Consider the following 19415-nt stretch of genomic DNA (forward strand, 5'->3'; position numbering starts at 1 on the left):
TTGATTAATGTCAAGAAAACGTAATTTTTATGACAAGGAATGTAAAGAGTAACCTGCCATTTTTTTATATATTAAGATTCGTTGAACGGGATATGGTTTCCAAATATAAGATTGGAGGTTACAATGGAAGCAATAATTTATGAAGAACAACAACAGGAAAAACAGGGGCGTCTCTCATTCAGTGAGAAGTTCTCATATGGTATCGGAGATTGCGGAGCTAATGTAATAGTTGCGCTGGCCTCATCCTTTTTGACAGGCTATTATACAGACACAGTTGGAATCGCTGCTGCAGCCATCGGAACAATGATGCTCCTGTGCAGAGTGTTCGACGGTATAACAGATCTTATCATGGGTGCACTTGTTGATAAGACTAATACAAAATATGGTAAAGCAAGACCTTGGCTCTTGTGGACAGCACCGCTTATGGGAATATCGCTTTTCATGATATTCAATGTGCCGGCATCGCTTGGTGCCAGCGGCAAACTGGTATATATCTACCTTACTTACATTTTCCAGAACTGCATTATCTATACAGCAAACAACCTGCCTTATAATGCACTTCTCAGCCGTATGACACTTGATGTACAGGACAGAGCTCAGACAGCATCTATCAGATTTGTAATGACTCAGGTTACATCACTTATTACAAACGTTATCACAGCTAACCTTATTGCAAGCATGGGCTGGAGATCAATCTCAGCTATATATGGAACAATCGCTTGCGTAATGTGCATTCTTTGCTTCCTTGGAGTCAGAGAGCATGTAGACGCAGGAGAGGACGGAAATGTTAAAGTAGAGCAGGTACCTTTTTCCAAGGCACTTCCTGCACTTTTAAAGAATAAGTACTTCTTTATTCAGGCACTTATGTTCATGTTCCTATACATCAACGTAGTTGCAACAGGTTCAATGACATACTATTTCTGCAACAGCGTACTTGGTAACATCGCATTCCTTTCATGGACATCTGTTGCGGGAACAATACCGGCAATGATCGTAAACCTTGCAATGCCTAAACTCGTAGCTAAGTTTGGTAAGAGAAAACTTATGATAACAGGTGCTGTTATCATGGCTCTGGGTTCAGTACTCATCGGTGCTGCAGGATCAAATCTTCCTCTTGTAGTTGTCGGACTTATTGTTAAGGGATTTGGTACAGGCCCCATCATGTCAGGTATCTTTGCTACAACAGCTGACGTAGTTGACTATGGCGAATGGAAGACAGGCGTTCGTTCAGAAGGTCTTGTAAACAGCTGCACAAGCTTTGGTATGAAGGTTGGTATTGGTCTTGGTTCTGCTATCTGCACATGGATCATCGCTTTCGGTGGTTATGTTGGAACAGCAGAGGTTCAGACAGAGGCAGCTCTTGCATCTATCCGTTTCGGTTATGGATACTTCGGAGCAATCCTTTCACTTGTTGTTCTGGCACTGTGCATCATCATGAACATTGATAAGCACATCGGCCAGATCCAGAGAGATCTTGAAGCTAAGAGAGCAGTAGCAGAATATTAAGAGTAAAGAATTTAGAATTTTAGTATCATAAGAGGTAAAGAAATGTCAAAAGCAAGCGAATTTATTAGAACAAATTTTGCTAAAGGCGATGCCATAAGAGATGAAGGACTTGAAATTCCTTCCGATGTAAAAAGATATACTGATATCACATACGGTGATAAGGGTGAACATCCCGAGTGGCAGATGCTTGATGTATACAGACCGGCAGATGTTCCGGAAGATAAAAAACTCCCCGTGATTGTAGTTATTCACGGCGGTGGCTGGGTATATGGGGATAAGGAAGTTTACAAATACTATTCTGCATCTCTTTGCCAGAGAGGTTTCGCAGTAGTTTGTTATTCATATAGACTTGCACCGGAATACACATTCCCTTCAAGTCTGGAGGATACTTGCGCAGTTGCAAACTGGATTGTAGAGAACGAGGATAAATACGGATTTGATCTTAACAATGTTTTTGGTGTAGGCGATTCCGCAGGCGGTACGCTTATAGGCATAACAGCTGCTTTCCTTACAAATAAGGAATATTCGAAGAAATTCGACTTTACAGTATCCGATAAGTTTAATTTCAAGGGTATTGCATTTAACTGTGCAGCATTTGAGATTAAATCTGTAAGCGAAACAGATGAAAACATGGGAAATCTCATGGATGATCTTTTCGGTAAGAGGGTAACAGAGGAAGATCTTGATGTTATGAATGCGGGAAAATATATAACAAATGCGTATCCTCCGTCATTCCTTATGTCTGCAACAGGAGACTTCTTAAATAATGAGCTTCCCAAGATGGCAGCTGTTATGATAAATAATTCCGTGCCTTTTACCTGCAAGTACTATACGAGTCCCAATGGAGAACTTGGACATGTATTCCACTGCAATATGAGGCTTACGGAAGCAACACAGTGCAATGACGATGAGACAGCATTCTTCAGAAATCTGATGTAAGACTGCACTGTCAGCGCTATATATAATGAAAAAATAAGAGTTCTAAAACATCACAGTTTTAGAACTCTTATATTTTTTATAACGTATAATATTATCTTTCCAAAGTTAAATCGTCTGCGATATGATCCTGATCGTCTGTCCAGATTATTGAGCTGTCATCGACAATCTTGATACTGCCCGAACCGTCTGTGTATGCAATATCATCGGTATCAACTTCGCCGTTTTCATTCAAAACAAAATCATGCTTTTCGCAGTCACTGTAGGTAATTGTTTGTGTGCTTTCATTATATGTTCCGTGCATTACCCATTCGCTGTGCTCTGATGCGCTGCTTCCCCACCATACTTCAATGAGATAGGTGTCATCGCCCTGTCCGGTGATGCTGAGGTTGCCGCGTCCGGCATAATACTGGCCTTCAAATGGTTGTACCTGGCCCTGGCTTTCACCTTCTTCGGGTTCTCCTACATAAGGTTCGTTTTCTGCGCTGTACATCTGCTCAGCGATTGCCTGGAGATCAAAGCCTTCAAGATCCTCTGCCTCTACTGAAAGTGAGTAAGCAATTCCGATCTCTATGTCGTACCAGGTGCAAAGATCTATCATCCAGCCATCTTCAATATGTCTGCTGAGCTTAGCCGGCATGTGGCCTTCACCCCAGTTTGCCAAGGTAATATCTTCTGTATTATCCCAGTCATAATAGATACCGGAAATATCCTCATTTTCGCCGACACCATACTGTGCCCTGGCTGTATAATCCATGCCCTCCATACGAAAATCGAGCTCTACCAGTGCTCCGGGAACTCCGTTTTCATTGCTGTTCGCATCCATAAGGCTCCACCCGTTTACAACTGCATCCTCCGGTGCCTTGAATAAGCGGGGACAAGCGGCATTTGCTTCTTCCTCGGTGCATTCTCTCCAGGGATTGGCGATCTCTGTATTTTCAGCACTTTCTGCGGTTTCTTCTGAAGCTTCTTCCTCTGCACTTGCCTCTTCTGAAGATGCTTCTTCTGCAGCGTCTTCCTGCTGCTCCGTAACAGCGGCTTCCTCTTTAGAAGTATCTGTATCCTTTGCGCCGCCGCATGCGACAAGTTCTAGTGCCAGTGTCGCCATCATAATAGAAGATATCAATCTGTTTTTCATATACTTTTTCTCCTCCTCACATGTTTTAATCATGTATTAATATAAGTAATCAATACATATATTACCAAATAATGTCCTACAAATGTCCCTCATTTCATGCCTTTACGTGGTATTTTTTGCAGAATGAAAAGTGCTGTGATAATTGTGTGATATTTCTCCTGATAAGATGTGTTACAGATAAAGAAAACAACGAAAACGACATAGAACAGCTAAATATCTCATACGGAGGAAATAGAAATGAAAAGGAATCTTGTAGAAATGGTATTGTCAGTAACATTTGGAACAGCAATGGCACTCTTTATACTTGCAGGATGTGGAAACGCAGATGCAGCTTTTGTTGGTATAGGTGGTGATGAGACTGCTACAGAAGATACAGTTGCAGTGACTGATTCAGAGGAAGATACAAAGGAAGTTATAGCAGTGAGCAGCACAGAGCTCGAGGCACCGTACTTCGAAAGAGGCGTGTATGTAAATTATGCAGAAGAAGCTGAGGATCCCGATCTTACATATTTCTATGTTTTTGATGATGAGGGAGCAGGTTATACAGCAGACGGAGAGCATGAAGGCATCGGATTACCCTTCTGCTGCGAGCAGGAAGGTGGTACCGTAAAGTTCTCCTTTGGTGGAATGGATGCAATGGGAGAAGAGATCTTCACAGTAGACGCTGTTGAGAACGGCGCAGTAAAAGGTCACTATGATGACGGCTTAGAGCTTGTATTTGTACCTCAGACAGATGTTGATCCTGAAAGCTTTGATGCAGAGAATTATGTAGGTAAGGCAATCGATAATGACTATGTTTATAATGATGCAAACGGCTGGAGCGTAAAGTATGATCCCGCTTCCTTCGAAGTAAATGGCGGCGGCCCTGTAACCACTTTCATATACACCGGAGTCAGTGCCGGAACAAACATGATTACTGCTACTTACTCTGTGGAAAAGAATGCAAAAGAAACCGCTGACGACCTTGCTAAGACATGGGGTGCAGACGCAACAGTATCTGAGGGGAATTTCCCCGGCACAGACGATGTCACAGGCTATTGGGTAACGCTTCCTATTACAGAAGAGGGCTCAGGACTCTACATGACAGCAATTGTAAGAGATTACATGGGTGGAACACTTATGTTTGAATGCACCGAGCACAAGAGTGGCAATGAGTTTTTGGATATGGAAGTATCCGATGCACTGGCAAGCATAATCGACTCAATCAACTTCACAGCATAAAATAGTAATACTGATGTGCTGATAAAAACATGAGATTTTTATAAATCTAACTGAGGCTCTGATGAATGAATCATCGGAGCCTTCTTTTTGCCCCCAAAATCTCATTCATAAAATAATAACTGTAATTTTTAAATTTTTTTCAGGATTTTGTTGACTCTGCACTTGGTGAAGGGTGTATTTTTCGCATATCAGGAGGAAAAAGTCATGTTCATAAACAAAAGAAAGCAGCAGGAATTAATTAAAAAGCAGTTCGGAAGAAACCCTCTTCACGATTCTTATCACTATATGAGAAAGGATAGAATCAAACTAATTGCCAAGTACCATGACGAGGTGGGGGAAGGCACTGTTGATGATATTACCTGGAATGACCTTGAGATGGATGACGTTTTTTTCAGGATAAATCACACAAGATCCTACGTCGGGGAGCAGGTTTTGTACCACAGACTGCATTGTACTGATGCGGAGGAGGCTGAAGGCTTTGGGGATACGGTCAGTTTCTATGAAAACAACGAGACAGAAAGAGTAAAAGCGGAAGAGCTTCTAATGGGTCTCGGTAAAAGAAACGATTGTTATTATATGCCACAGCTTATACATATTTTGGCAGGTTATGAATTCAAATTTGCATGGGCATATCGCATCTTGCAGGCATTGTTATTTTTGTTTTTAATTTTGGGAATTGTACTGCATAGCAGTGAATTTATGCTGGCATTTTTAGGAGTTGCCGGCATAAATATGTTCATATATATGAGGGAAAAATCTCAGTCTGAGCATATGATGGATTGCTTGTACGGAATCTGCAGTCTTATCAATGTATGTGAAAAGCTTTTGAAGAGTAAATGTACTCCGGATTTCCCAGGAAATGAGGTCATAAGAGAGGATATTAGTAGGCTTCACTCTATCAGGAGGATGTCGGGATCGCTGATTTCAAAAAGAAAATATGCGACAGTGGATCCGCAGGGAGCACTGGCGATGTATATTATGGGAATTACTCTGTTTGACCTGGTCTCTTTTAATAAGATTGTGAGAACCATCAGAGGGAACGAGAAGGCAGTGATGGACCTCTATGCCTTCGCCGGAGCGGTAGATTCCGGGATATCGGTGGCATCCTTCAGGAAAAGTCTTCCGATACACTGTTATCCGAACTTTATAGATACCGGCACAATTATAGCAGATGATATTTATCATCCTCTTATAGAGAATGCCGTCCCCAATGACGTAATCTTACACAGCGGCTCCATGATAATGGGAGCAAATGCTTCGGGTAAGAGTACCTTTATGAAGGCACTTGCAGTCAATGCAATTCTTGCCCAGTCAATATTCACCTGCTGCGGTGCGAGAGCGGAGTTTCCCAAAAGCACCGTTATGACCTCAATGGCTGTTCGTGATGATGTTACCACCGGAGAAAGCTACTATGTAAGAGAAGTAAAATACCTTAAAAGAATGTTGGATGAATCGCAGAAGAAGGGATGCGTTCTGTATTTTATAGATGAAATCCTGAAAGGGACGAATAACAAAGAGCGACTTGCCGCATCAGAGGCCGTACTTCGCTATTTATGTAAAAAAAGCGGAATGGTTATCGTATCAACACATGACAGTGAGCTTGCAGAGAGACTTAGTGATGAATACGAGGGCTACCATTTTGACAGCAGGCTTACCGACAAAGGAATCCACTTCGATTACAGGATAAAATCAGGATTTGGCGAAGGCACTAATGCAATTGATCTGCTTTCATGCTATGATTTTCCGAAGGAAGTGGTGGAAACCGCCAGAAAAACATTAAAGGATCAGAATATTGCGTGAGGATCAGGTATGAAAATAAGTGAAGCTGCAAGCGCCGCTGGGCTTGATGTAAGCAGCGTCAGGTTTTATGAGAGAAAGGGGCTCATAAATCCTGAAAGGGGAGAAGACAGCAACTATCGGGACTATACACCCGAAGATATAGAAAGATTAAAAAAGATCGTTCTTTTCAGAAAAATAGATATGCCGGTGGAGGATATCAGGAAAATGCTCGATAATGAGCAGGATATCGGGGAACTCTTGGGATTACAGATGCAGAGACTCGAAGAGGACAGACTTAAAGTTGAAGGGTCAATACAACTGTGCAAAAAGATGCTCGAAGATGGCTACGAAGAGAGCGATACCGATAAATATATTTCATATGTTGCAGAGGCAGAGAGCCGGGGACAGAGATTCCCCGACATTCTGCCTGTTCTTGATGAGATCAGCCTGAATTCCGGATTTGAGTCTCTCGTTGGATATCCCATATTTTTCAATCTAATGAAAAATGCGCTCTGCAGGCGTCTTTTGGCGGTTGGAATTGTGATTATCATGGTGATATTTCCGCTAATCCAATTGATTTTAAATATCATTCGCCTGATTAATGGGCAGGGAAATCTGATGATGTCACTAATCTGGATTATCTATTCAATTATGCTGATATCTGCATTTGTTAATATTTTGCATAAGACAAAAATATTTTCTTAGAAAATTATGAAGACTTATCTGTGTTACACTCGTTATATGTAATGAGAGCAGGAAAAAGCTGAAAGGAGGTGGGAAAAATAGAGGCGAATGAAAACTTAATACGTTGGATGAGTGAGTACAAGAACCTTGTTTTTTCCATCTGCCTTAGGATGACCGGCAATTACTTCACCGCGGAGGATATTGCACAGGAGACCTTCCTCTCGGCATATATGCACATGGATCAGTTCGATGGAAATAATGAAAAGGCTTGGCTCTGCAGAATTGCGGCAAACAAGTGCACTGATTACCTCAGAAGTTCAGCCGCAAAGACGCTTCCCACGGCAGAGGATGAGATGCCGGAGCCTGCAGAAGGCGCCGCGGTAATGGGGATGACAGCCAGCAACAATCCGGCGGATATATATGAAGCAGAAGATGTTATGAACAGCTTTTCAAAATGTTGTGAGGAGCTTCCGGAAGCCTACAGCGACATAGCGATGCAACATTTTATTGAAGGGCGTACAGCAAAAGAGATTGCGGAAGAAAAAGGCGACAATCTTAAGACTATACAGACAAGAATTTTCAGGGCAAAGGAAATGCTGAAAAAATCCTATAGAAAGGAGTGGCTGGAAGCATGAATGATGAATTTAAATATTTAAGCGACGATGAACTGCAAAAGCTCATTGATTCCACCGAAGAGTCAGGACTGCTTGAAGCTCCTATCAGTTTTGAAGCAGAGGTTCTAAAGAGAATCCAAGAGGCGGAGACAAAATCAACGGTCATTTCTTTTGAAGAGAGAAAGAAACAGTTTTCAAGGTTCCGATTTCAAGTTTGTCTGGCGATGGCTGCTGCAATTCTATTTTTGATCGTTTCACCGTTCCTTTCAGCGAACGACGACTATAATGCATGGAAGGCACAAGCTGCGGTTGGACAGACAGTTCCCAGAGAAACAACAACGTATGTCTCGGATTTTTTGGGAAATCACACGCTAAGTGAATCTATCGGAAGTAATCATTTTGAAATAGGAACTTTAAACAGTTCGACAGATAAGGAGAATTAATTATGAGAGCGCAGAAAAGAGGATTTTTTAATTTTATATTTGCATTTGTGCCCGGTGCGGCAGAGATGTATATGGGTTTCATGAAAATGGGAATCAGTCTTATGGGAGCTTTTTTCGGACTGATGGGTCTGATTGCATTTCTCGGGCTTAGCGATGCCTTCATGATGATACCGATTGTACTGTGGTTTTACAGCTTTTTCCATGCAAGAAATATGGCTACCTGCAGAATTGATGTATTTGCGGGACTGCAGGATGATTATTTCTGGAATGAATTCTTTGATGGAAAAGGAATAAACTTAAAATCCGAAACAGCGAAGAAAATATCCGCATGGGTACTGATAATTGCAGGCGTTTCCATAATCTGGAATATAGTTGTTGAGCCTATTTTAAGTGGTGTTGAAGCTCTGGCGAATATGACCGGGCTGAATTTCATATATGACGCTGTGGCCGGTTGTGTATATTCACTTCCCAGATTAATAATTGCAGTTGTTATTATTGTTTTGGGCTTAAGGCTTATTCGTGGTAAAAAGAATACACTTTATGTGGATATGAAATCCACCATTGATACAGCTTTTTCTACAGTAGACAATCAGGAAAAAAGCGAGAAAAATGCCTGATTAAATTTGCTTCACCTATGGTTATATATATATTACGAGGAGTTCCTTTGCCGGCTCACTATCGGGGCGGCGAAGGGGCTCTTTTATTTTGTAAATCCGCTATAGAAATAGGCCTTCAAACTCTTGAAAGGACACCGTTTTGATTGATATAATTGCATAGTCTACTACTATAAGTAGTGGAAAAATAAAAAATACGCACAATATACTTGAACAACTTGTTCCAATATTGTGTGGGGGAGATTTTAAAAATGATGACTTTAAAAGAATACGCCGAGAGCAGATCCGTGAGTTACGAGACTGTTCGCGTTCAGACCACCAGATATAAGGAAGAGCTTAAGGGACATATCAAGACCGAGGACAAACGCAAAGTTCTTGATGAGTTTGCCTGTGATTTTCTTGATCAGCACAGGCTAAAGAGAAATGTCGTTGTAAAATATGATAATAATGATATGAAGCAGGAGCTGGAGAAGGTTCGCGAGGAGAAAGAGCGCCTTAAGGATGCTATTATTTTGCTTCAGAAGGAGCTTCAGGATATGACGAAGCAGAATTCAACGCTGCTTGAGGACCGCGCACGTTCACAGGCTCTTTTACTGCTTGCGGATAAGGAGCACGATCAGCTTGAATCCATGCAGACTGAGCTTAAAAAGACGCAGGAAGTGCTGCTTTCCACCCAGAAAGACCTGACAGCTGTCACCAAGGATCTTGCAGCGGCTACAAAGGAGCTGGGAAGCTACAATAGGACAATATTCGGATTATATAAGAAAGCCTGACTTCTTGGGGGGGAGATAAGATTTTATGAAAAAAAAGATAATGAGAATAATGATGATAGTTTCTTCATTATTATTGGCATTAGTTGTACTTTTGACAGTACAAATGATTTTCAGAGTCAGAACTATACTGATACAGAACGCAGAGAAATCAGGGAATCAGGTTGATGAATACTCCGATAAGGCGATGCGTGATCAACTTTTGCAGCAGCTCAGTGCCACTACTCGTGGGTGTTCCTATATTGTTAATGATAATCTTGAAAATTTCGCAGGAACCGTAACCATCATGGCGGATGCCGCTACTGATATGTACTCTCATCCTGAAAGATACGGTTCATCTGTAGTTAAAATACCCGAAAAGTCAGATATCGGAAAAAGCATGGGGCAGTTTCTCTTTTCAGAGGAAGTTGACCCGAACAGTCCGAGCGTAAAAGAAGAGATTTCCCTTTTGGCTAATATGCAGGGAAGTCTTCTTGCCATGTACGGACAATTTCCAGAACTTGGAGCAACCAATATAGGTACGGAGACAGGTTTAATGCTGCTTGCAGGGCCGGTACTTCCTGAGAGATGGGATAAAGACGGCAATTATGCCAGCTTTGACCCCAGACAAAGGCCCTGGTACCTGGCGGCAAAAAATGCACGGAGAACCAGCTTTTCCGAGATAAAAGAGGACTATGATACCAAAAAGCTGGCAATAATGTGCGGTTCACCGATTTACAGAGACGGTGAATTTGTGGGAGCTGCCGGCGCAGGTATTTATCTTGAGGGAATAGAATCGGTAATGATGAATGCCCGTATAAGTGATCAGGGAAATTCCTGCATTATTGACGAACATGGGATGATCATCTTTTCCTCACAAGACGAAGGGGATCTCAAGACACAGACAATTCTTGGAGAAGGGAAAAAAGACAGCTCTCTCAAAAAGCTCTCAGAGAAGGCAATTTCCGGAGAGAGAGGTCTCGAACTATTGGAGATCAACGGGAAAAAATGCTATCTGGCGTATTCCCCCATTAAAGTTGTAGGATGGTCGCTGATATCCATTGTTCCGGAAAGTACCGTCCTTGCACCCAAAGAAAGTCTTTTGAATTCTTTGAATATTAATCGAATCATGGAACTTACGGAAGTGCAAAAGGTTCTCAGAACGGCGTTAACCACTGTTCTTGCCTTCATTGTTGTCATTGCACTAATAACGGTAGTTATTTCAAATATGCTCAGCAGACAGCTGGTGAAGCCTGTAGAGGAGCTTACGGCTAAGGTTCGGGCAATTGAAGGAGATCAGCTCGATTTCGAATGGACCGAGGACACTGGCGATGAGATACAGGAGCTGGCCACATCTTTTGGGTTTATGACTGAGAGGATGAAGAAATATATTGTCGATATTCAGGCGGCGACAGCTGAGAAGGAGAGAATAGGAGTAGAGCTTGCCCTTGCTACCGAGATTCAGGCAAGTATATTGCCCCATGATTTCCCGCCCTTCCCGGACCGAAGGGAATTCGATATTTATGCAATGATGGAACCCGCAAGGGAGGTCGGTGGTGATTTCTACGACTTTTTCCTGATAGATGATGACCATTTGGGATTGGTTATGGCAGATGTTTCCGGTAAAGGTATACCGGCCGCACTGTACATGATGATTTCCAAGGTAATTCTTCAGAGCTGCGCTATGCTTGGAAAATCGGCCGCGGAAGCTCTGAATAGGATGAACGAAGCCCTCACCAGCAACAATAAGACGGATATGTTTGTCACAGTCTGGTTCGGTATTCTGGAGATTTCTACCGGAATAATTTCCTGTGCAAATGCCGGGCACGAATATCCCGCCATTATGCGAAAGGACGGTAAATTCGAGCTTTTCAAGGATAAGCACGGATTTGTAATCGGTGGAATGGAAGGAATCAAATACAAAGAATATCAGATAGAAATCGGCCACGGAGATAAGCTGTTCCTGTACACTGACGGTGTGGCAGAGGCCACAGATATAAATAACAAGATGTATGGAACATCCCGCATGATAGAGGCACTTAACAAGGATCCGGACGTTTCTCCGCAGCAGATAGTTAAGACTGTAAGAGCCGATATAAGTGAATTTGTCGGAGAAGCAGAGCAGTTTGATGATCTGACTATGCTGTGTTTGGAGTTTAATTGATTTTATGATTATATATGAAAATACCGTGTCCGCACTTTTTATAAAACGAAATAACCGCTTCACGGCAGAAGTCCTGGTTGATGGACACAGGGAGACGGTACATGTTAAGAATACCGGTCGCCTCGGAGAGCTCCTCCTGGAAAATGCCGAGGTGACGCTTCAAAAATCCGATGATCCCGGAAGGAAGACGAAGTATGACCTGATTTCCGTCTACAGACCGGAGTTCGAGTGGATTAACGTCGACAGTCTTGTTCCGAACAAGCTCATGAAGCAGTACCTTGAGCCGCGATATGACTATGTGAAAGCTGAATATACTTACGGGAATTCCAGATTTGATTTTTATATGGAAAAAGATGGCGAGAAATACCTTACGGAAGTTAAGGGCTGTACACTTTCCTATGATCAAAAAAGCGGAGTGGGTTATTTCCCGGATGCGCCGACAGAGCGCGGAATCAAGCATCTTCAGGAGCTGGCAGAAGCGGTAAAGAAGGGATATCATTGCACAATAGCATTTGTTATTCAAATGAACGGCATATATACTGTGCTTCCAAACGACAAGACTCAGCCTGAATTTGAAAAAGCGCTGGAAGCCGCAAAAAAGGCAGGCGTGGAAGTCGTATGCCACAGCTGCCATGTTGAGGCAGATAGAATTAGTATTGTAAATTAAATATTTGCTATGAAAATACAACCCGTGCCTTTTGACACGGGTTGTTCTTTCTACTTCTTTTATTCCACTTCTGCGTTTGTTCTCTTAGCGACAGCCTTTGTAATTCTGCTCTTTGTCTTACCGGATACACCTTTTATTTTTATCTTTGAATCTTCCGGAAGCTTCTTAAATGCACCGGCGCCGATCTTAAGATGCTTATTGGCTTTAATCGTAATCTTCTTAAGGTTTGAGCATCCTTTAAATGCATTCTTGCCTATAGATCTGACATTTTTTCCGATAACAACCTTCTTAATCGTGTCGTTTCCTTTGCAGGCTTTAGCTGCAATCTTGGTTACCGGATAGGTGATTCCGTCAACAGTAACATTGTTGAGGGAAGCCTTCTTTCTCTTGCCAATCTTATCGACTGTAGCATTTCCATCGCTTCCGATGGTGTAAGTGATATCATCCACTGTAACCGTAAACTCAGAGGGATGAGCAGGCTCTGAATTCACCTGAGCGGAGGAAGTCTGACCTGAGCCGTTATCCTCGGGTGCAGTCTGGGTTGCCGGATCTTCGGGAGTAGCCTGATTTGCGGGATCCTCAGAAGGAGCGGGCTGATTTGTATTAGGAGCAACGAAATCCTCAGGCTTAGTATTTGTCAATGTGTAGAACTCAGCGCCGTCAGGATCCTGCGTTCTTACTACGATATCATCAGCTTTGAGCTTATTGTTTATATAAAACTCATTTATTTTTGTGCCGGAAGGATAGTTGTTGCCTTCATTGTAAAGCACTACAAAATCCTCTTTGGATAGATTCTTACAGGACAACACGGTTCCTTTTTCAGCATATGTGCAGGTATTGCCCGAAAACTTGTAGAAAAGGCTTGCGGAATTATAAATGCCTGCGTTTATTTTGTTTTTGATGGTGTTATTACAAAATGAAACCCTACATGCCTCTGTCTGAGTTAAGCTTGTAAGATAATCGTTGGTATTTATAACACATGACGATATATTTATGGTGTTCTTTTTGCCCTTTTTCATGGAGAGAACACCTGTCGTAAAGGGCATTTCGAGTGTGCAATCCGATACGTTATAGGTTTTGAGTGAAGTCTCCGGAACATCCAGGAAGGTTCTGTATACTGTACCGTTTTTGCTGTTAGTGATGCAGTTCTTAACTGTCACATTTGCGGGATATTCACCCGTAGTCTCCTCTGAATCGGGGCCTGTGAAGAAAATGCTGGAATTTCTTTTTGTGTCAGTTACTCCGGAGTCGAGATCGAAAGTAATTCCGTCAAAAACAACTTCCGTTTCACCTGCAAGTCGCATAACCTTACAAACTCTGACGCAGGCTGCTGACAGATTAAATGTGCAGTTCTTTATGCTGGTGTCCTTAAAGGAACCATTAAATAATGTAAAAATGTTGTGGCAGTCATGAGTATGGTTTTTGAAGTTACAATTGTATACACTGATATTTCTGTAGTTACCGCGCCAAAAAGCCAGTATTTCATCAGTGAGCGTAGTTTCAAAATCGCAGTCGTGCACACTTAAATTCTCAAGAGTTGAATCCAGCGTATTTTCTTTACCACAGAACCACAGACAACCGCCGACCAAAGTATCTGTTATGTTACCCTCATAGCCCATGCCGGTAAGGTTGCGGAAAGAGCAGTTGCTTACCTCAACGTCATTCAGCTTTCTGCTGTGCTTGAACCACACCAGATCCACTTGCATGAATCCCCCGTTTTTCTTGGCGGGAGCGGCATAGAAATTGCAGTTTGTGATCTTACAACCGTCAATTTCGGAAAGGCTGAGAATGACTACCTGTTTATCTTTGAGCGGATGATCTTTGGTGGTTTCCATGTAAAAATTGATGTCCGAAAATGTAAGAGAAAAGGTCGGACTAGTCTCACCCGGAACCGTGTACATTATCCTGTTGGACCCGGATCTATAGGATTTGCTGACACTCAAAGTGGTATTCCCTGTTCCTTTGTAATTCAAGGATTTCAAGTATATAGTTTTATCAAGAGTATAAACGCCGTCGTTGAACTGGATGGTCGAAACCACGCCGCTGGCAACCGATGATGTAATAAGTAAGTTCAGACGCTCCGATATGTCGGTAGTCGGGAAAATTCCTACCTGCGCCACATTGATCGTATCGGTCAATATGAGCTGTGCATATTTTTTGTTCTTCATTTTTGTATAAAAAATGTTTTTATCCGGAGCGCTATCTGTTATCTGATATGATGCAGCACCGCCATCTCCTGCGGAAGCGTAGCCTTTGACGCTTACAACTGTTCCCACGGGAATATCAGCTGCAAGAAGGTCATTTAAGCTGTCGTACTCTGATGAAAAAGCACTGCCAAGTGCGGTTAACTCTTCGGTTTCCATAGGAAGCAGCATTTCAATTCCTGCTTCAGGGTCTTCAGCCGAAACCCCGGTATCATCCGGTATGGAATCAGCATTTTCTTCGCTACGTGTTTCATCTGATTCGGATTCGGATGGATTATCGGCACCGGGATTTGGTTCCTCTGATGATTCCTGCTGTGTTTCTTCCGCATTTCCGGCACTGACTTCATCTTCAGCACTAAAAGTCGCTTCAGGCGAGAGTTCTTCTCCGGTTAGGAGTTCTGATTCTGCTCTGGAAGTAATTGCTGCGAATGCATTAAAAAATAGACACAGTATGACTGTGATGACCAAAAGATGCTTTTTTCTTTTCATATTATTAGTTCCCCTTTAATAATTTTTCATACCACGCATGAGATTATAACACATGTTTTTAAAAAAACTCAAAAAATATGCAACTTTTAAGCCCTTTCAGCTGTAATATATTTAGACGGGGCCATTAAATAGGATAATAGCCCCAAAGTGAACTTGGAGGAGTTGTCATGGAAAATAAGCCGTTTTCTTTATTTAATAAGCATTCAATATGGATAACACTGATTGCACCCGTGCTGATAGGAATAGTTTTTGCGAGGAGAGGTGGAATACTGTTAGGGCCGATTTTCATATTCCCTGTATTTTTGGTTATTGATGAATTTATCTGCTTTATTATTTCAATTAATAAAGTGAAAATTATTGTTTCCAGGGTATTTGACGCCTTTGTTCTCATCATTGGGCCAACTTACGAGTGGCTCTATATAGGGGAGATAAAAAATGCAACCTGGTATGATTGGCCGGAGCAACTTCACAACGCTCAGCGTCATACACCTATTTATACAGGCGCAGTAGTAACCGTTATGATTATTTTTCTTCTTGCAATTTTGGGCTATATTATCCTTCAATATACGCCTCTTAACGAATTACCGCCCCTTGTTGCGGTATTGTCAATGGCTGCCATGTACCTTGGTATAATTCAGCTTATCATCCTGACTGTGCAGGTATTCGGTGTTGGTGACGAGATGGATGTGTATCTCTTTCCGCTTCCAGCCTGCTGTATACTTATCACAGCCCGCACGATAGTTGAGAAGATTTATGAATGGAATGACAACCGTTTCGATACAAGTAAATTGGAGCAAAATCCTGTTTTGAAAACTTCTGATACTATCCTGAAGAATGTTATCTTATGGCCGTTTTTCGCAATTTTCCTTATGATTCCGCTCCTCGGAATCCTGATAGCGATACTGTATTTATTCGGCCAGGCGCCGGATTCCGTAATTAAAGCCTGGACAGAGACCAGTCAGTGGAATCTTTCAACGAAAATATCGCCGCAGAACATCTATTACGACGAACATTATCTGTGTACAGTAGCTGCCGGAGGACACCGCAGGGTTGTAAAGCCTATCCGCAAGGGAATCCGCCACGGACATGAGGTTACGGTAAACAGACAGCTTTGCATAGCCAATGCCTTCGAACAGATTTTGGAGGAAAAAACTCCGCACCTTCACAGGGCTGTCCGCGCTTTTTATGATAAGTACGGATTCCCGGTTGCAAGGCTTATTAAAAGCAGATGGATTGCGGACGTGGTGTATTTTATTATGAAACCCCTGGAGTGGTTCTTCCTTATAGTAATATACATGGTTGATGTCCATCCGGAGAACAGGATAGCAGTGCAGTATATGGGGGATAAAACGCCTTTAAAACAGGCATAAAAATATGTATTGCAATCCGTCTGGCAAGCTGATATATTACAGTTGCACTGTATTCGGAATGATCCGAAACGGTAGCTTTTTTGTCAAAAGGAGAATTAAATATGGAAAACACAAAGACACTTGGCCGTAAGACTGCAGAGGAGTCATTCGGACTGAGTCACGCAACACGTTACATGGTGGAGACTGCCCTTATGATCGCAGTTGTTCTTATTATGGGCAACACATTTTTAGGGACAATTCCTACACCGCTTCTTAAGATTTCTATTGTTACCGTTCCCGTTGCACTGGCAACAATGCTTATCGGACCTGCTGCAGGCATGATCTGCGGTCTTGCTTTCGGTATTAACAGCTTTGTTGGCGCACTCACAGGTGCAAGCGGAATGCTCTCAACACTTTTTACTATTAATCCCTTCGGTGTATTTTTCACAGCTATAGTAGCAAGATTTCTTGATGCAGCTGTTGTAAGCGGCATTTACAAGCTTATCCACAGAGGAAAACTCACAAACGCATCATATTATATTACAGGCGCACTTATGCCCTTATTCAACACAGTATTTTTCATGACATCACTCTGCCTGTTCTTCTACAACACAGACTATGTACAGGGTCTTGTAAGTAACTACAATGCAACCAATCCCTTTGCATTTGTAATTGCAATGGTTGGTGTTCAGGCAACAGTGGAAGCATGCATTGGCTGCATCCTTGCCGGTACTGTAGGAATGGTGCTCTCAAAGGTTCTTCACAGAGCATAAGCACATAAATAGCAGGTGTAATTATTATGAGCAGGATTTTGACTGTTGATATAGGTAATTCAAGCATAGTTGCCGGAGTTTTGAATAATGGCGAGCCGGAATTCACCGGAAGAATCGCGACTATAAGAGACTATGGCAAAAAAGAGATAACGAAGGCTCTTGGCGGCCTTTTACAGGATTATCTTGACCAAATAGAAGCAGAGTATGAGGAAGCTCCCTTCAGGGGGGCGATTCTCTCTTCGGTGGTGCCCGAGATAAACGAAGTCACTCTTTATGCAATGGAGGAGATAACCGGAACGAAGCCGCTTCTTATGAGTGACAAACTCATAACCGGAATAGATATCTCGAATTACAGCAAGGGTAAAATCGGTGCAGACAGAATCGTGGATTTATCCGCAGCAAAGTCGATGTTTAAGGACAGACCGGTCATGGTCTGCGACCTTGGAACCTGCTCCACAATCACCGTAGCAGATGAAAATGGAAAACTTATCGGCGGAATGATAGCTCCCGGAGTGCAGCTGTCACTAGATGCAGAGGCTATGCGGACTGCACAGCTTCCACAGCTGTCTGCGGGAGAAGTGACCGAGATTCTGGGAACAGACACCGCCTCAAACATGATGAGCGGAGCTGTAGCCGGAGCCGGAATGATGATTTCGGGCGCAGCAGAGCGAATCAGCGCCGATTACAAACTGGATAATATGGCACTTGTAATCACGGGAGGCCTTGGAAGCCTTATTATTCCCTGGATAAATCGGGAAGTCTGCTATGAAAAGGACCTTCTTTTACGGGGACTTAATGCCATATTTGAACTTAATGCAAGCAGTTATGAAAGTGAAGTAGATCATGCTATCAGGAAAAAATATTCTATTAGGAGTTACAGGGGGGATCGCGGCTTACAAGTCGGCTGATCTGGCATCAAAGCTCATAAAGCAGCACGCAAACGTGGATGTTGTAATGACCAAAAACGCCACGGAATTTATTGCGCCGCTTACTTTTGAAGCTTTGACACACAACAGATGCGTCACGGACACCTTTGACAGGAATCATCCGTGGGAGGTGGAACATATCGCCCTGGCAGACAAGGCAGATATTCTTGTTATCGCGCCCGCTACAGCAAACTGCATAGCAAAGCTTGCTGCCGGAATAGCAGACGATATGCTCACAACCACAGCCCTTGCCTGCACCTGTAAGAAAATAATAGCACCTGCTATGAATACACATATGTACGAAAATCCTGTGACACAGCGCAATCTTCAAACTCTTAAGGACTTCGGATATATTATTGTAGAACCCGACGAGGGTTACCTTGCCTGCGGCACTGTGGGAAAAGGAAGAATGGAAGAGCCTGCAAATATTGTGGATGCCATCATTCATGAAATTGCAGCGCCTAAGGATATGGAAGGAATCAAGGTCCTTGTGACTGCAGGCCCCACAAGAGAAGCAATAGATCCCGTCAGATATATAACCAATCATTCAACAGGCAAGATGGGAATTGCTCTTGCAAAGGCTGCGGCAGGCAGAGGCGCCGATGTCACACTTGTTCTGGGACCTACGGATATTCAGGTTCCGGCCTATGTAAATGTGGTTCCGATAACTTCCGCTAAGGATATGTTTGACGAAGTAACTTCCAGGGCAAAGGAACAGGATATCATTATAAAAGCGGCTGCAGTTGCGGACTACACACCCGAAACGGTAGCAGATAACAAGATTAAGAAAAATGATAATGACAGTGATCTCTCCATACCGCTTAAAAGAACGGAAGATATCTTAAAATGGCTCGGAGAGCACAAAGGTGAGCGTCAGATTCTATGTGGCTTTTCAATGGAAACCGAGAATATGCTCGAGAATTCCAGGAAAAAGCTTGCAAAAAAGAATCTCGACATGATCTGTGCAAATAATCTCAAGGTTGCCGGCGCAGGCTTTGGCGTTGATACCAACGTTATTACGCTTATCACCAAGGACAGCGAGACAGAGCTTCCTCTTATGAGCAAGGATAGCGCAGCAAACTGCATTCTTGATGAACTTACAAAAATGCGATAAAAAGGCGCATAACAATTAGTAAAGTCAATATCGTGTAAAACAAGC

The 19415-nt window shown here is 42.7% G+C and carries 17 protein-coding genes; 15 read left to right on the plus strand and 2 right to left on the minus strand.

Features of this window, described 5'->3' with window-relative positions; translation table 11 throughout:
• The first annotated feature begins 123 nt into the window (after window positions 1-123).
• The gene (locus G630_RS0107645) at window positions 124-1506 is read left to right on the plus strand and encodes an MFS transporter (RefSeq protein ID WP_022762969.1); all 1383 of its coding nucleotides are present in this window, start codon (window positions 124-126) and stop codon (window positions 1504-1506) included.
• Between the two features lie 42 nt (window positions 1507-1548).
• Window positions 1549-2445 carry an alpha/beta hydrolase gene (locus tag G630_RS0107650; RefSeq protein WP_022762968.1) on the plus strand — a complete coding sequence of 299 codons (897 nt, stop codon included), beginning with the start codon at window positions 1549-1551 and terminating at the stop codon, window positions 2443-2445.
• A gap of 91 nt (window positions 2446-2536) precedes the next feature.
• Here the strand turns inward: G630_RS0107650 and G630_RS0107655 are convergent, their stop codons facing one another.
• Window positions 2537-3580, minus strand: coding sequence for a hypothetical protein (locus tag G630_RS0107655; protein WP_026498236.1), 1044 nt, complete (start codon window positions 3578-3580; stop codon window positions 2537-2539).
• Between the two features lie 237 nt (window positions 3581-3817).
• Here G630_RS0107655 and G630_RS0107660 point away from each other — a divergent pair, with 237 nt between their 5' ends.
• From G630_RS0107660 to sfsA, 9 genes are all read left to right on the plus strand, one after another.
• Window positions 3818-4801, plus strand: a complete 984-nt coding sequence (locus tag G630_RS0107660) for a hypothetical protein (RefSeq protein WP_026498237.1) — start codon at window positions 3818-3820, stop codon at window positions 4799-4801.
• Between the two features lie 204 nt (window positions 4802-5005).
• A complete protein-coding gene (locus G630_RS0107665) occupies window positions 5006-6601 on the plus strand; it encodes a MutS-related protein (RefSeq protein ID WP_026498238.1) in 1596 nt (531 codons plus the stop codon).
• 9 nt (window positions 6602-6610) lie between these two features.
• On the plus strand, window positions 6611-7285 hold the full coding sequence (locus G630_RS0107670) for a MerR family transcriptional regulator (protein ID WP_022762964.1): 675 nt from the start codon (window positions 6611-6613) through the stop codon (window positions 7283-7285).
• Window positions 7286-7392: 107 nt separating this feature from the next.
• Complete coding sequence (locus tag G630_RS21165) at window positions 7393-7899, plus strand: RNA polymerase sigma factor (RefSeq protein WP_044928955.1); 507 nt, start codon at window positions 7393-7395, stop codon at window positions 7897-7899.
• Window positions 7896-8321 carry a hypothetical protein gene (locus G630_RS0107680; RefSeq protein WP_026498239.1) on the plus strand — a complete coding sequence of 142 codons (426 nt, stop codon included), beginning with the start codon at window positions 7896-7898 and terminating at the stop codon, window positions 8319-8321. Before G630_RS21165 ends, G630_RS0107680 begins: the two co-directional genes overlap by 4 nt.
• A gap of 2 nt (window positions 8322-8323) precedes the next feature.
• The gene (locus G630_RS0107685) at window positions 8324-8938 is read left to right on the plus strand and encodes a hypothetical protein (protein ID WP_022762961.1); all 615 of its coding nucleotides are present in this window, start codon (window positions 8324-8326) and stop codon (window positions 8936-8938) included.
• 248 nt (window positions 8939-9186) lie between these two features.
• A complete protein-coding gene (locus G630_RS0107690; RefSeq protein ID WP_022762960.1) occupies window positions 9187-9708 on the plus strand; it encodes a hypothetical protein in 522 nt (173 codons plus the stop codon).
• A 25-nt stretch (window positions 9709-9733) separates the two neighbouring features.
• Entirely contained in the window at window positions 9734-11848 is a 2115-nt protein-coding gene (locus tag G630_RS23465; protein ID WP_049946139.1) for a SpoIIE family protein phosphatase, read from the plus strand.
• A 4-nt stretch (window positions 11849-11852) separates the two neighbouring features.
• Window positions 11853-12515, plus strand: coding sequence for a DNA/RNA nuclease SfsA (gene sfsA, locus G630_RS0107700; RefSeq protein ID WP_022762958.1), 663 nt, complete (start codon window positions 11853-11855; stop codon window positions 12513-12515).
• 59 nt (window positions 12516-12574) lie between these two features.
• On the opposite strand, the gene G630_RS25330 is transcribed toward sfsA, so the two are convergent.
• Window positions 12575-15208 (minus strand): leucine-rich repeat protein, encoded by a 2634-nt coding sequence (locus tag G630_RS25330; RefSeq protein WP_026498241.1) that lies wholly within the window; start codon window positions 15206-15208, stop codon window positions 12575-12577.
• A 167-nt stretch (window positions 15209-15375) separates the two neighbouring features.
• On the opposite strand from G630_RS25330, the gene G630_RS0107710 reads away from it, so the two are divergent.
• The 4 genes from G630_RS0107710 to coaBC all read left to right on the plus strand — a co-directional run bounded on the left by G630_RS0107710 (window position 15376) and on the right by coaBC (window position 19370).
• Entirely contained in the window at window positions 15376-16578 is a 1203-nt protein-coding gene (locus tag G630_RS0107710) for a DUF6688 domain-containing protein (RefSeq protein ID WP_026498242.1), read from the plus strand.
• 101 nt (window positions 16579-16679) lie between these two features.
• Window positions 16680-17330 carry an ECF transporter S component gene (locus tag G630_RS21175; RefSeq protein ID WP_049946140.1) on the plus strand — a complete coding sequence of 217 codons (651 nt, stop codon included), beginning with the start codon at window positions 16680-16682 and terminating at the stop codon, window positions 17328-17330.
• 26 nt (window positions 17331-17356) lie between these two features.
• Entirely contained in the window at window positions 17357-18238 is an 882-nt protein-coding gene (locus G630_RS0107720) for a type III pantothenate kinase (RefSeq protein WP_026498243.1), read from the plus strand.
• Complete coding sequence (gene coaBC / locus G630_RS0107725) at window positions 18174-19370, plus strand: bifunctional phosphopantothenoylcysteine decarboxylase/phosphopantothenate--cysteine ligase CoaBC (protein ID WP_026498244.1); 1197 nt, start codon at window positions 18174-18176, stop codon at window positions 19368-19370. Before G630_RS0107720 ends, coaBC begins: the two co-directional genes overlap by 65 nt.
• Window positions 19371-19415: the final 45 nt, after the last annotated feature.

Source organism: Butyrivibrio sp. WCD2001, from assembly GCF_000424485.1.
Lineage (GTDB): Bacteria > Bacillota > Clostridia > Lachnospirales > Lachnospiraceae > Butyrivibrio.